General features: G+C 75.0%; 11 protein-coding genes. 8 read left to right on the plus strand and 3 right to left on the minus strand.

Features of this window, described 5'->3' with window-relative positions; translation table 11 throughout:
• Nucleotides 1–73: 73 nt before the first annotated feature.
• A complete protein-coding gene (locus LPA27_RS05250; protein ID WP_228941751.1) occupies nucleotides 74–1,969 on the minus strand; it encodes a hypothetical protein in 1,896 nt (631 codons plus the stop codon).
• 149 nt (nucleotides 1,970–2,118) lie between these two features.
• Here LPA27_RS05250 and LPA27_RS05255 point away from each other — a divergent pair, with 149 nt between their 5' ends.
• The 6 genes from LPA27_RS05255 to LPA27_RS05280 all read left to right on the plus strand — a co-directional run bounded on the left by LPA27_RS05255 (nucleotide 2,119) and on the right by LPA27_RS05280 (nucleotide 8,418).
• Nucleotides 2,119–3,459, plus strand: coding sequence for a DUF6350 family protein (locus tag LPA27_RS05255; protein ID WP_228941752.1), 1,341 nt, complete (start codon nucleotides 2,119–2,121; stop codon nucleotides 3,457–3,459).
• Between the two features lie 20 nt (nucleotides 3,460–3,479).
• Nucleotides 3,480–4,088, plus strand: a complete 609-nt coding sequence (purN, locus tag LPA27_RS05260; RefSeq protein ID WP_056903677.1) for a phosphoribosylglycinamide formyltransferase — start codon at nucleotides 3,480–3,482, stop codon at nucleotides 4,086–4,088.
• Nucleotides 4,089–4,233: 145 nt separating this feature from the next.
• Nucleotides 4,234–5,814 (plus strand): bifunctional phosphoribosylaminoimidazolecarboxamide formyltransferase/IMP cyclohydrolase, encoded by a 1,581-nt coding sequence (gene purH, locus LPA27_RS05265; protein WP_228941753.1) that lies wholly within the window; start codon nucleotides 4,234–4,236, stop codon nucleotides 5,812–5,814.
• A gap of 11 nt (nucleotides 5,815–5,825) precedes the next feature.
• Nucleotides 5,826–7,064 (plus strand): MFS transporter, encoded by a 1,239-nt coding sequence (locus LPA27_RS05270; RefSeq protein WP_228941754.1) that lies wholly within the window; start codon nucleotides 5,826–5,828, stop codon nucleotides 7,062–7,064.
• Nucleotides 7,065–7,091: 27 nt separating this feature from the next.
• Entirely contained in the window at nucleotides 7,092–7,943 is an 852-nt protein-coding gene (locus LPA27_RS05275; protein ID WP_228941755.1) for a bifunctional methylenetetrahydrofolate dehydrogenase/methenyltetrahydrofolate cyclohydrolase, read from the plus strand.
• 10 nt (nucleotides 7,944–7,953) lie between these two features.
• The gene (locus tag LPA27_RS05280) at nucleotides 7,954–8,418 is read left to right on the plus strand and encodes a DUF3017 domain-containing protein (protein WP_228941756.1); all 465 of its coding nucleotides are present in this window, start codon (nucleotides 7,954–7,956) and stop codon (nucleotides 8,416–8,418) included.
• 73 nt (nucleotides 8,419–8,491) lie between these two features.
• On the opposite strand, the gene LPA27_RS05285 is transcribed toward LPA27_RS05280, so the two are convergent.
• Nucleotides 8,492–9,478, minus strand: a complete 987-nt coding sequence (locus LPA27_RS05285; RefSeq protein ID WP_056863850.1) for a malate dehydrogenase — start codon at nucleotides 9,476–9,478, stop codon at nucleotides 8,492–8,494.
• Nucleotides 9,479–9,581: 103 nt separating this feature from the next.
• Between LPA27_RS05285 and LPA27_RS05290 the strand changes: the two genes are divergently transcribed.
• A complete protein-coding gene (locus tag LPA27_RS05290; protein WP_228941757.1) occupies nucleotides 9,582–10,316 on the plus strand; it encodes a hypothetical protein in 735 nt (244 codons plus the stop codon).
• 28 nt (nucleotides 10,317–10,344) lie between these two features.
• On the opposite strand, the gene LPA27_RS05295 is transcribed toward LPA27_RS05290, so the two are convergent.
• Nucleotides 10,345–11,484 carry an MIP family channel protein gene (locus tag LPA27_RS05295; protein ID WP_228941758.1) on the minus strand — a complete coding sequence of 380 codons (1,140 nt, stop codon included), beginning with the start codon at nucleotides 11,482–11,484 and terminating at the stop codon, nucleotides 10,345–10,347.
• A gap of 180 nt (nucleotides 11,485–11,664) precedes the next feature.
• On the opposite strand from LPA27_RS05295, the gene LPA27_RS05300 reads away from it, so the two are divergent.
• The gene (locus LPA27_RS05300; protein ID WP_228941759.1) at nucleotides 11,665–13,878 is read left to right on the plus strand and encodes an NADP-dependent isocitrate dehydrogenase; all 2,214 of its coding nucleotides are present in this window, start codon (nucleotides 11,665–11,667) and stop codon (nucleotides 13,876–13,878) included.
• Nucleotides 13,879–14,000: the final 122 nt, after the last annotated feature.

The following is a 14,000-nucleotide window of genomic DNA, read 5'->3' on the forward strand; positions in this document are numbered from 1 at the left end:
TGCTGTTCCGGGAGTGGTACGCGCGGCGGGGCCGTGCGGTTGCACGACACGCCGCACCCGTGCGGAGCGGCTCTCAGCCGGCGCGTCGGGGGGCCGGCTGCTCGGCCAGCCGCTCGGCGGCGCGCTCGGCCAGCGCGAGGAAAGCGCCGCCCGCCATGGTGGCGTCGGGGCCGGGCACGAAGCCGATCTGGCTGACCGCCGTGCCGCGCCGCAGCAGGGCGACGACGAAGCGCACGGAGGTGTCGTCGGAGACGTCGACGGTGACGTCCCAGACGTCGAGGGAGCGCTCGGGACCGGTCTGGGAGGTCACGGTGACCACGTCGGTGCCCAGGTCGCGGTCGGCGCAGCTGGCCATCCTCGAGCGCACCTGCTCGACGAGGGCCCGCGCCTGCGGCACCGGCAGGGACCCGACGGTCTGCGTCAGCCCGAACGACGTGGGCAGCCGTCCACCCGGCACGAGGAACGTGCGGGTGCGGCTGTCGCTGAAGCGCGCGCCGCGGAAGTCGCCGACGAAGCTGGTCTGGTCGCAGCGCGTCGCCGCGTCGTTGTCGCGGGCGCGCTCGGGCTCGGTGCCGACCCAGGGGCGGGTGACCGAGCCGACCGGGGGCAGGTCGACGGCCGAGAGCAGCGAGGGCACCTCGCCGACGGGCAGGGCGTCGGCGGGGCTGAGCCGCGCCCGGGTGGTGCAGGCCCCGCCGTCGGTGAGGTCGCAGAGACCGTCGACGGCGCCCCCGAGCAGCCGCGCCTGGTCGAGCAGGTCGTCGGCGGAGGTGCCGCGGCGCTGGGAGGCGGTCACCGTGACGATGCGACCGGTGCGGGCCACGCCGGCGACCACCGTGCGGGCCGGCGCGGCCCAGTCGCGCAGCACCAGCAGCACCGCCTCGTCGCCGACCCCGTCGACGCGCTGGGTCGAGATCAGCTGGGCCCGGGGCTCGTCGCAGCCGGCGAACCAGCCGGCGGCGCCGTCGTAGGCGGCCCGGGCGGCCCGGTCGGTGCGGGAGGACTCGGCGAGCTGCCAGGCCGAGCGGGGGGCCTCCTGCCCGCGCGGGCGGTCCCGGAAGGCGCGCACCAGGGCGACCGTGCCCTCGGGGTCGGCGTACCGCGCCCCCTGGCAGGGCAGCACCAGGCCGTCGCCCTCGGTGCCGTCGGTGGTCGCGCCCTCGCGCCAGCCGCCGCCCGGCAGCCGCGCGGCCACGTCCTCGGCGCCGAGGAGCGCGGCGGCCTCGAGCGGCTCGGGCTCGGGCGTGGGGGAGCCGGTCGGCGCGTCGTCGGTGGGGTTCTCCGCGCCGGGGGCGACGGAGTCGCCGGGCGCGGCCACGGCGTCGCGCTGCAGCGTGGGCCTCACCCCGGCCGTGTCGGTGACCAGCGTGCCCGTCACCAGCAGCGCGCCCACGACCAGCGCCGCGCCCACGCCGGTGTGCGTACGCCGCCGCGCGGCCCCGGTGCGCCGCACGATGGTCGGGCGGGGCCAGCGGGCCTCGGCGACGACCTCGGCCAGCGGCTCGAGCGCGGTGCGCACCAACGGCGTGGGCAGGTCGCGCAGCAGTCCGAAGCGCGCGGTCGCGCTCTGCAGCTCCCGCTCGGCGTCGGCCGGGGGGATCCCGACCTCGCGGGCCAGGTCGGTCATCGACAGCGACGCCAGGTGGGCCAGCAGCAGCACCCGGCGCTGCAGCAGCGGGAGGCCGGCCAGCGCCTCCAGGGTGGCGGCGGCCCCGGGGTCGAGGCCCTTCTCCTTGTGGAAGGGCCGCGTGGTGTGGCGTCGCAGCGCGTGCGACCAGGCGACGGGGCGCACCCAGGCCTCGGGGTCGGCGCTGCGCGAGACCTTGCGCCAGTGGTGCCAGGCGGCGACGAAGGCGTCGCGCACCGCGCTGCGCGCGGCGGCCAGGTCCCCGGTGAGCGCATAGGTCTGCAGCAGCAGTCGCGCGCGTGCGTCCTTGTAGAACGCGTCGAAGTCGGTGGGGTCCGCCATGGCGTCGTCCAACGTAAGCGATCCGCGGTGAGGCCCGCCAACCCGAGCGGCGCGTCACCGGCGTGGCGCTCGCCACCCGCGCCGAGGGCCCGCGCCGCTCGGCGTGGGACCGACGCGACGCCGGGGGGCGGGGTCAGGATGGACGGGCCATGACCTCGCTGCTGCCCGACTCCTCGACCGCGCGCCGCACCCCCGGCGCCACCGGCCGGCGCCCGGCGCCCGGCGGTGCCCACCGCCGACCGCTCGTGCTCACCGCCACCCTCGGCGGCGTCGCGGCAGCCGGTGCGACCCTGCTGGTGTGCCTCGCGGTGGCGGTGATCGGGTGGTTCCTCACCGACGCCGGCGCCCACGGCGAGCCGCACGACGCCCTGCGCGTCGGCGCGCTGGCGTGGCTGACGGCCCACGGCTCGGGCGTGGTGGTCGGCGGGGTCGCGCTCACCGCCGTCCCTCTCGGCCTCACGGCCCTGTGCGCCTGGTCGTGCTGGCGGGTGGGCCTGCGTGTCGGCGACGCGGTGTCGGGGCACGGCCCCGACGCCGACGCGATCAGCGACGGGGAGCGCGACTGGACCGTGCCGGTGGCCGCGCTGCTCTTCACCGTCGCCTACGCCGTGGTCGCGGTGGGGGTCGTGACCCTCGCCGCCACGGCGACCACGGCGCCCGCGACCACCCCGGTGCTCGGCTGGGTCCTCGGCCTGGGCCTGCTGGTGGCGACCCCGGCCATCGCGGTCGCCTCGGGCCGCGCCGCCATCTGGGCCCCGGCGGTGCCCCCGGTGCTGCGCCACGCGGCCCGGGTGGCGCGCCGGCTGCTGGTGACCTGGCTGGCCCTCTCCGCGGCGGCCTTCCTCCTGGCCCTCCTGGTCGACCTCGACACCGCCGCCAACGTGCTCTCCCAGCTGCACACCGACGCCGGCGACGCCACCGCCTTCTCGGTGGCCAGCCTCGCCGTGGTGCCCAACGCGGTGCTCTTCGCCGCCTCCTACCTCGTGGGTCCGGGCTTCACCGTCGGCGTCGGGACCCTGGTCTCGCCCTCCGCCGTCGTGCTCGGCCCGCTGCCGATGTTCCCGCTGCTGGCCGCCCTGCCCGACACCGGACCGACCCCCGCCTGGACGGTCGCCCTCGTCGCGCTGCCCGCCCTCGTGGCCGCGGTCGTCGCCGTGCAGGCCCAGCGCCGGGCACCGACCCTGCGCTGGGACGAGGGCGCGCTGCGCGGCTGCGCCGGGGGAGTGGTGGCCGGTCTCGTGCTCGGCCTCCTCGCCTCCCTCGCGGGCGGCGCCGTCGGCCCGGGCCGCATGCGCGACGTGGGCCCGCTGGCCCACGAGCTGACCGTCCACGCCGTCACCGCCTTCGGCCTCGGCGGCCTGGTCGGCGGGCTGCTCGTCACCGCCTGGCAGCGCCACCGGTCCCGCGACCTCGACGGCGAGGCGCCGGCGCCCGTCGTCGGCCGCCCCTGGGCGTCGCGGCTGCGCCGCTCCTCGCGCCCGCGCCGCTGAGCGCGGGCTAGAGTCCGGCCGTGGCCTCCCGTCTCGTCGTCCTCGTGTCGGGCTCCGGCACCAACCTCCAGGCCCTCCTCGACGCGTGCGCCGACCCGGCGTACGGCGCCGAGGTGGTCGCCGTCGGCGCCGACCGCGACGGCATCGAGGGGCTGGCCCGTGCCCGGCGAGCGGGGGTGCCGACCTTCGTGCGCCGCGTGGGCGAGCACGCCTCGCGCGAGGACTGGGACGCCGCCCTCACCGACGCCGTCGCCGCCCACGAGCCCGACCTGGTCGTGCTGGCCGGCTTCATGAAGCTGGTCGGCGCGAGCTTCCTGGGCCGCTTCGGCGGGCGCGTGGTCAACACCCACCCGGCGCTGTCGCCGTCGTTCCCGGGCATGCACGGTCCGCGTGACGCGCTGGAGTACGGCGTGAAGGTCACCGGTGCGACGCTCTTCGTCGTCGACGCCGGCGTCGACACCGGGCAGATCGTCGCGCAGAGCGTCGTGCCGGTCGAGGACGACGACGACGTCGCGAGCCTCCACGAGCGGATCAAGACCGCCGAGCGCGCGATGCTCGTCGACGCGGTGGGCCGCATCGCCCGCGAGGGCCTGGTGCTCGAGGGTCGCCGGGTGCGCTTCGGCGGCTGAGTCCTCCTATGATGGGCGCACACGACTGGCGCAGGTGGGACCACCACCGGGGAGTGCCCCGCTCGATCCACGCGGGGGCGAGTGCATCGACCGCCTGGGTGCCCTCATCGACTCGACCGACGAACCGATGAGGAGCAACCCCTCCATGAGCGACATGCGCGTCCCGATCCAGCGGGCCCTGGTCTCCGTCTACGACAAGTCCGGGCTCGAGGAGCTCGCCCGCGGCCTCGCCGAGGCCGGGGTCGCCCTGGTCTCCACCGGTGGCTCGGCGGCCCTGATCGAGGGGCTGGGCCTGCCGGTCACCAAGGTCGAGGACCTCACCGGCTTCCCCGAGTGCCTCGACGGCCGGGTCAAGACGCTGCACCCCAGGGTGCACGCGGGCATCCTGGCCGACCGCCGTCTCGAGACCCACGTGGCGCAGCTGGCCGACCTCGGCGTGGAGCCCTTCGACCTGGTCGTCTCCAACCTCTACCCCTTCACCCGGACCGTCGCGTCCGGCGCCTCGTCCGACGAGTGCGTGGAGCAGATCGACATCGGCGGGCCCTCGATGGTGCGCGCCGCGGCCAAGAACCACCCCTCGGTCGCGATCGTCACCTCGCCGCAGCGCTACGCCGACGTGCTCGCCGCCGTCGCCGCGGGCGGCTTCACCCTGGAGGAGCGCAAGGCGCTGGCCGCCGAGGCCTTCGTGCACACCGCGTCCTACGACGTGGCCGTGGCCTCGTGGATGGGCAGCGTGCTCACCGACTCCTCCCGCGGCACCGGCTTCCCGGCCTGGATCGGCGCGACCTGGGAGCAGGCCTCGGTCCTGCGCTACGGGGAGAACCCGCACCAGCCGGCCGCGCTCTACCGCAGCGGCCACGGTGCGGCCGGACTGGCCTCGGCCGAGCAGCTGCACGGCAAGGAGATGTCCTACAACAACTACGTCGACACCGACGCCGCCCGCCGCGCGGCCTACGACTTCGCCGAGCCCGCGGTGGCGATCATCAAGCACGCCAACCCGTGCGGAGTGGCGGTCGGGGCCGACGTCGCCGAGGCCCACCGCCGTGCCCACGCCTGCGACCCGGTCTCGGCCTTCGGCGGCGTGATCGCCGCCAACCGCCCGGTGACCGTGGCCATGGCCGAGCAGGTCGCCGAGGTGTTCACCGAGGTGATCGTCGCGCCGGGCTACGAGGACGGCGCCGTCGAGGTGCTCCAGGGCAAGAAGAACATCCGGATCCTGGTGTGCGAGCCGCTGGAGCGCGGCGGGGTGGAGACCCGGCCCGTCAGCGGCGGCCTGCTGGTGCAGGAGCGCGACTCCTTCCAGGCTGAGGGCGACGACCCGTCGGGCTGGACCCTGGCGACCGGCGAGGCGGCCTCCGAGGAGGTCCTCGCCGACCTGGCCTTCGCCTGGCGGGCGTGCCGCTCGGCGAAGTCCAACGCCGTCCTGCTGGCCCGCCAGGGCGCCTCGGTGGGCATCGGCATGGGTCAGGTGAACCGCGTCGACTCCTGCCGGCTGGCCGTCGAGCGCGCCAACACCCTGGGCGAGGGCGAGGACCGCGCCCGCGGCGCCGTGGCCGCCTCCGACGCCTTCTTCCCCTTCGAGGACGGCCCCCAGGTGCTCATCGACGCCGGCGTCACGGCCATCGTGCAGCCGGGCGGCTCGGTGCGCGACGAGCTCACGGTCGAGGCCTGCAAGGCCGCGGGCGTGACGATGTACCTCACCGGCACGCGGCACTTCTTCCACTGACCGCAGCCTCCGTGCGCCTCCCCCCGGGCCTGCTCCCGCCCACCCGTCTCGAGCGCGACCTCGCGCTGCAGTGCGTCCTGTCGGCCTTCGCCACCGGCTCCTTCCTCACCGGCACCGCGGTGTTCTTCACCCAGGTCGTGGGCCTCTCGGGGGCCCAGGTGGGCCTGGGGCTGTCGGTCTCGGCGGGGGTCGCGCTGGCGCTCTCGGTGCCCCTGGGCCGGGTCAGCGACCGGGTCGGCGCGAAGCGGCTGTGGGTGCTCGCCTCGGTGCTGGAGGCCCTGCTCTACTTCTCGTGGCCGGCGGTCGGTGGCTTCGCGCTCTTCGTGGCCGTGCTCGCCACCCTCGCCGCCGTCGAGACCGCGGCGCGCTCCGCACGCGAGGTCTACCGGATCAGCGTCTTCCCCCGGGAGACCCGCGTGCGGGCCATGGCCTACATGCGCGCGGCCCGCAACGTCGGCTACACCCTCGGGGCCGGAGCCGGTGGCGTCGCGCTGGGCATCGGCACGCGCGAGGCCATCGTCGCCGTCCCGCTGCTCACCGGCGCGCTGCTGCTGCTCAACGCCGCGATGGTCTCGCGGCTGCCGTCCGTCGCCCGGCCCGTGGTGGTGCGGGGCCCGCTCGAGCAGGCCGGCCCCGCCGCCTACCGCAACCCCGGCTTCGTGGTGCTCGCGTTGTGCAACGGCGTCCTGGGGTCCAACCAGGTGCTGCTCAACGTGGTCGTGCCGCTGTGGCTGGTGGAGCGCACCGACGCCCCGCAGACGCTGCTGGCGTGGCTCTTCGGCACCAACACGGTGCTGGCGGTGCTGCTGCAGGTGCGCGCCTCACGGGGCTCCGACACCGTCGCGGGCGCGCTGCGGGCCGTGCGGTGGTCGGGGTGGGCCTTCGTGGCCTCCTGCCTGGTGCTCAGCGTCACCCACGAGACCGCGGGCTGGGTCTCGATCGCGCTGCTGTGGGTCGGCCACGTCACGATCACCGGCGCCGAGCTGTGGCAGTCGGCCGCGTCGTGGGGCTTCGCGGCCGAGCTCTCCGACCACCGCCGTCTCGGCGAATACCAGGGCGTGTGGGGCATGGGCATGCAGGTCGAGGCGATCGCCTTCCCGGCGCTCTACACCTTCCTCGCCCTCGAGGTCGGCACGCCGGGGTGGGCGCTCATCGCGGGCATCGCGGTGACGGCCGCCGTCGTCTCCCACCCCGCCGCCGGCGCCGCGCAGCGCCACCTCGAGCGCGTCGGCGCACCGGTCGGGCGCTGAGGCGTCCGCGTCCCTAGACTGGCGGTCGTGACGGCACAGAGGCTGGACGGCAGCGCCACGGCGGCGGCGATCAAGGACGAGCTGAAGGCCCGGGTGGCGGCCCTGCGCGAGCAGGGCGTCGTGCCCGGCCTGGGCACGGTGCTGGTCGGCGACGACCCCGGGTCGCGGTGGTACGTCGGCGGCAAGCACAAGGACTGCGCCGAGGTCGGCATCGAGTCGATCCGCGTCGACCTGCCCGCGACCGCGACGCAGGAGGAGATCGAGGAGCACGTCGCCCGCCTCAACGCCGACCCCGCGTGCACCGGCTACATCGTGCAGCTGCCCCTGCCGCGGGGCATCGACGAGAACCGCGTGCTCGGCCTGGTCGACCCCGCCAAGGACGCCGACGGCCTCCACCCGACCAACCTGGGCTGGCTGGTGCTCGGCACCGAGGCGCCGTTGCCCTGCACGCCGTACGGCATCGTCGAGCTGCTGCGCCGCCACGGCGTCGAGATCGCCGGGGCCCACGTCGTGGTCGTCGGACGCGGGGTCACCGTCGGTCGCCCGCTGGGCCTGCTGCTGACCCGGCGCAGCGAGAACGCCACCGTGACGCTGTGCCACACCGGCACCCGCGACCTGGCCGCCCACGTGCGCGGGGCCGACGTGGTGGTGGCGGCCGCCGGGGTGCCCGGCATCATCACCGCCGACATGGTCAAGCCCGGCGCCGCGGTGCTCGACGTCGGGGTCTCGCGCGTCGACGGCAAGATCGCGGGCGACGTCGCCGACGAGGTCTGGGAGGTCGCAGGCTGGGTCTCGCCCAACCCCGGCGGCGTCGGCCCGATGACGCGGGCGATGCTCCTGTCGAACCTGGTCACGATGGCCGAGAAGGCCACGGTCTGAGGTGACCCTGATGAGCCGGCCACAGCCCGCGGGGGAGGAGCCCCCCGCCCACCTCGACGACGTGCCGCCGGTGCCGTCGGCCGAGGAGGTCGCGGCCGAGCTCGAGGCCGTGGCGGATCCCGCCGAGCCCGCTGACCCCGCTGACCCCGCTGACCCCGCTCACCCCGCTGACCCCGTCGGCGAGGAGCCCGAGGACCGACGTCATCCCTCCACCGTCGGCGGCCTGCTCTACCTCTTCGTCCTCGCTGCCGGCGCCACCGGCGTCTTCATCGCCTGGTCCGGCGACTGGCGCCTCGGCGTGCGCTGGATCGGCGGGGCGCTGGTCGGTGCGGCCGCCTTCCGGCTGGTGCTGCCGCGACGCGACGCCGGCATGCTCGCCGTGCGCCACCGGCTGCTCGACTGCCTCCTGCTCGGCGGCGTCGGCGCGGTGCTGCTCTTCCTGGCCCAGACCATCCCGAACCAGCCGGGCACCTAGCGCACGAGGGCCCGCCCGGATCGCTCCGGGCGGGCCCTCGTGGGTGTGCGCGGGATGCTCGCGCGTCAGCGGCTCAGATGAGTCCGAGCTCGGTGACCGCGGCGCGCTCGTCGGCGAGCTCCGCGGTGGAGGCGTCGATGCGGGCGCGGGAGAAGTCGTCGATCTCCAGACCCTCGACGATCGACCAGTCGCCGTCCTTCGTGGTGACGGGGAAGGAGGAGATGAGGCCCTCCGGCACGCCGTACTCGCCCTGCGAGCGCACGGCCATGGAGACCCAGTCGCCCTCGGCGGAGCCGTAGAGCCAGTCGCGCGCGGCGTCGATGGTGGCCGAGGCGGCCGACGCGGCCGAGGAGGAGCCGCGGGCGTCGATGATCGCCGCACCCCGCTTGGCCACGGTGGGGATGAAGGTGCTCTCGATCCACTCCTGGTCGCCGACGACCTCGGCGGCGTTGCGTCCGCCGACCTGGGCGTGGAAGAGGTCGGGGTACTGGGTGGCGGAGTGGTTGCCCCAGATGGTCATGTGGCTGATGTCGGTCACCGCGGCGCCGGTCTTGGCCGCCAGCTGCGAGATCGCGCGGTTGTGGTCGAGGCGGGTCAGCGCCGAGAACCGCTCCTGCGGGATGTCGGGGGCGTTGGTCATCGCGATGAGGGCGTTGGTGTTGGCGGGGTTGCCCGTGACGCCGACGCGCACGTCGGAGGCCGCGACCTTGTTCAGGGCCTTGCCCTGGGCGGTGAAGATCGCGCCGTTGGCCGAGAGCAGGTCGCCGCGCTCCATGCCGGGGCCGCGGGGGCGGGCACCGACCAGGAGGGCGAGGTTGACGCCGTCGAAGATGGTCTCCGCGTCGTCGCCGATCTCGACGCCGGCCAGGCCCGGGAACGCGCAGTCGTCGAGCTCCATGACGACACCCTCGAGCGCCTTGAGCGCGGGGGTGATCTCGAGCAGGCGCAGCTCGATCGGCTGGCCGCCGGTCAGCGCACCGCTGGCGAGGCGGAAGAGCAGGCTGTAGCCGATCTGGCCGGCGGCGCCGGTGACGGCGACCTTCAACGGGGTGGGGCTCACGAGATCTCCTTGACGAGGTCCTGGGGCGGTCTGGCTTCCGACGCTAGCAGCGGCGCGGGGCCCAGCAGCAGCGGGGTTCGCGCCCTGGGGGAGCATGGGCGCCATGCGTCTGCGCCGCGGCCGTCCCCCCGCCCACCCCTCCCGTCGCGGTGCGGGCGCCGCGGTGGTGACGCTGGCGGCCGCCGCCGTCCTCGGCGGCTGCTCCTCCTCGGCGCCGCTGAGCCCGCCGACGGGCGTCGACCTGCTGACGGTGCCCACGCCCACGCCCGACCCCGACGACTTCGTGGGGCGCGTCGACAACCCGTGGTTCCCCTTGGAGCCGGGCGCCGTCGCGACCCTGGCCGCGCCGACGACGCCGACCGGCGCGCAGGGCCCCGGGCTCGAGGTCACCCGCAGCGTCAGCGCCGGGCCCGACGTCGCCGGTGTGCCGACCACGGCCCTCACGACCGTGACGACGGGCCGGGGCGCGGGCGGCGGCCGCGTGGTCGACCTCTTCGCGCAGGACGTCGACGGCAACGTGTGGTGGATGGCCAGCGCCGGGGGCGGGCTCGACTTCGAGGCCGGTGTCGACGGCGCGGACGCCGGGCTGTGGATGCCGGCGCAGCCGCGGTACGGCGACGGGTGGCTCGCCGTCGGGGGCACGGCTGGCACGCCCGTGGTCGTCACCGTGCTCGCGGTCGACCAGGACCTCGCGCGCCCCGGCGGCTCCTCCGACGACGTGGTGGTGCTCCAGGTCGAGAGCGGCAGCGGCACCCGCGTCGACTCCTACGCCCCGGGAGAGGGGCTGGTGCGCAGCGACGCCGGTGAGGACGAGGTCGTCCTCACCGGCGTCGGGTGAGCGTCGAGCGGGTGGGTCGGCAGGTGGGTCAGGGACGGATCTGGGTGCGGCCGTCGCCCTCGTCGGGCCACTGCCCGCCGGCCTGACCGGTCTGCCCGGTCTGCCCGGTGGTCGGCCCCCAGCCCTGCTGGCCGGTCTGCTGGCCGGTCTGCTGGGGCGCCTGGGGCTGCTCGAGCGGCTTCCACTGCCCGGCGACCGGGTCCCACTGCCAGCCGTCCTGGATGATCGGCGCCGGCTCGGGCGCCCAGCCCTGCTGGCCCTGCTGGCCGCCCTGGGCCCAGCCGCCCTGCTGGGCGCCCTGGGACCAGCCCTGCTGGCCGCCCTGCTGGGCGACGGGCTGCTGGGCCCTGGCCGGGCGCGAGAAGCTCAGGCCCGAGCCCTCGACCGGGTCGGCGTCGCGACCGAAGAGCGCGGGGTAGGCCAGGCCGCCGGCCACGGCACCGAGCAGGGGCGCCACGATGAAGACCCACAGCTGCAGCAGCGGGTCGACCCCGGAGAAGAGCGCGGGCCCGATCGAGCGCGCGGGGTTGACCGACGTGCCGGTCAGGGGGATGGCCACGAAGTGGATGACCGCCAGGGTCAGGCCGATGACGAGCGGCGCGAAGGCGGCGTTGACGCTGCTGCGGCGGTCGGTGACCGCGAGGATGACGAAGACGAAGAGCGCGGTGAGCACGATCTCGACCAGCAGCGCCGCCCAGAGGGCGTAGCCGGTGCCGTCGTCGCCCCAGCTGTTGGCGGCCAGGCTGGTGTCGAAGGCCTCGAAGCGGTCGTTGCCCAGCGCGAGCACGAGCAGCACGAGGGCGCCCACGATGCCGCCGACGACCTGCGCGCCGGCGTAGCGGCCGGCCTCGGCCCACGTCATCCGCCCGCTGACCGCGGCCGCGACGGAGACGGCGGGGTTGAAGTGCCCGCCGGAGACGCGTCCCACGGCGTAGGCCATGACGGTGACGGCGAGGCCGAAGGAGAGGCCCACCGAGAGGATGTTGGCGTCGCCGAACCCGCTGCTGCTGGAGGCCAGCACGAGCGAGCCGCAGCCGACCAGGACGAGGACGGCGGTGCCGAGCGCCTCGGCGGCCAGCTTCTGCGCAGGGGTGCCGTCGGGGGCGGAGGGTGCGGTGGCCGCCGGGGTGACGGCCTCCGAGGACGTGGGATCAGGGGATGTGGCCATGTCCGGAGTCGTCCCCCCGCGGCGACCCGACCAAACCCGCCGGCGCACCCCCGACGGGGTGACTAGACAGCCGACGGCTGACAGGCTGGGCGGGCCCGGACGGTGCGACCCGTGGTCGCCGACGCGTCGGGTATCTTGACATCAAGAATTCTTCCAGCTCCTGAGGAGTCGCCGCACACCATGGCCACCATCATCTACACGCACACGGACGAGGCGCCGCTGCTCGCGACGTACTCCTTCCTCCCGATCATCCAGGCCTACGCCGCTCAGGCGGGCGTCGAGGTCGAGACGCGTGACATCTCCCTCGCCGGCCGCATCATCTCGCAGTTCCCCGAGCGGCTGACCGAGGAGCAGCGGGTGGCCGACCACCTCGCCGAGCTCGGCGAGCTGGCCACCAAGCCCGAGGCCAACATCATCAAGCTGCCCAACGTCTCGGCCTCGGTGCCGCAGCTCAAGGCGGCCATCAAGGAGCTCCAGGAGCAGGGCTACGACCTGCCGGCCTACCCGGAGAGCCCGCAGACCGACGAGGAGAGGGAGATCCGGGCCCGCTACGACAAGACCAAGGGCTCCGCGGTCAACCCCGTCCTGCGCGAGGGCAACTCCGACCGGCGCGCCCCCGCCTCGGTCAAGGGCTACGCCAAGGCCCACCCGCACCGCATGGGCGCCTGGAGCGAGGACTCGCGCACCAACGTCGCCACCATGGGCAAGGACGACTTCTTCTCCAACGAGAAGTCGGTGGTCATCGAGGCCGACGACACCCTGCGCATCGAGCACGTCGCCGCCGACGGCACCGTGACGGTCCTCAAGGAGTCGGTGCCCGTGCTGGCCGGCGAGGTCGTCGACGGCACGTTCATGAACGTCGCGGCCCTGCGGCGCTTCCTCACCGAGCAGATCGCGCGGGCCAAGGCCGACGACGTGCTCTTCTCCGCCCACCTCAAGGCCACGATGATGAAGGTCTCCGACCCGATCATCTTCGGCCACGTCGTGCAGGCCTTCTTCCCCACGCTCTTCGAGCAGTACGGCGAGCAGCTCGCCGCCGCCGGCATCTCGCCCAACGACGGGCTCGGCGCCCTGATGTCGGCCGTGGCCGACCTCCCCGACGGCGACGCCGTCAAGGCCGCGGTCGAGGCCGGCCTGGCCGACGGCCCGAAGCTGGCCATGGTCGACTCCGACAAGGGCATCACCAACCTGCACGTGCCCTCCGACGTGATCATCGACGCCTCGATGCCGGCCATGATCCGCACCTCGGGCCACATGTGGGGCCCCGACGGCGAGGAGGCCGACACGCTCGCCGTGATCCCCGACTCCTCCTACGCCGGCGTCTACCAGACCGTCATCGACGACTGCCGCGCCCACGGCGCCTTCGACCCGGCGACCATGGGCTCGGTGCCCAACGTCGGCCTGATGGCCAAGGCCGCCGAGGAGTACGGCTCGCACGACAAGACCTTCGAGGTGCCGGCCGCCGGCACCGTGCGCGTGGTCGACGGCTCGGGCGCGACCCTCATCGAGCACACCGTCGAGCCGGGCGACATCTGGCGTGCCTGCCAGACCAAGGACGCCCCGATCCGCGACTGGGTCAAGCTCGCCGTCACCCGCGCCCGCGCCACCGGCGCCACCGCGATCTTCTGGCTCGACGAGCAGCGCGCCCACGACGCCAACCTCATCGCCAAGGTGCGCGAGTACCTCCCCGAGCACGACACCGACGGCCTGACCATCGAGATCATGGCGCCCGCCGAGGCCACGGCGTACTCCCTGGAGCGCATCCGCCGCGGCGAGGACACCATCTCGGTGACCGGCAACGTGCTGCGCGACTACAACACCGACCTCTTCCCGATCCTCGAGCTCGGCACGTCGGCCAAGATGCTCTCGGTCGTGCCCCTGATGAACGGCGGCGGCCTCTTCGAGACCGGCGCCGGCGGCTCCGCCCCCAAGCACGTGCAGCAGCTGGTCAAGGAGAACTACCTGCGCTGGGACAGCCTCGGGGAGTTCTTCGCCCTGGCCGCCTCCTTCGAGCACCTGGCCGGCTACGCCGACAACGCCCGCGCGCAGGTGCTGGCCGACACCCTCGACCGCGCCACCGGCACCTTCCTCAACGAGGACAAGTCGCCCACCCGCCGCATCGGCGGCATCGACAACCGCGGCTCGCACTTCTACCTGGCGCTCTACTGGGCCCAGGAGCTGGCCGCGCAGACCGACGACGCCGACCTGGCCGCGAGGTTCACCACGCTGGCCACCACGCTGGCCGACGCCGAGGACACCATCGTCGGCGAGCTCAACGCCGTGCAGGGCAGCCCGGCCGACATCGGGGGCTACTACCGCCCCGACGCCGCCAAGGCCGACGCCGTCATGCGCCCGTCGCAGACCCTGAACGACGCGCTGGCCACCCTGGCCTGACGTCCCGCCGCACCCGCGCTCCACCGGCCGGGCCGGTCCTGTCGTACGACGGGGCCGGCCCGGGCGTGCGTCGGGGGGAAAACCGGTCGATCGGCGTCGGTGCCGGCGCGTAGCGTGCGGGG

The organism is Nocardioides sp. Leaf374 (assembly GCF_916862475.1).
GTDB classification, from domain to species: Bacteria; Actinomycetota; Actinomycetes; order Propionibacteriales; family Nocardioidaceae; genus Nocardioides; species Nocardioides kribbensis.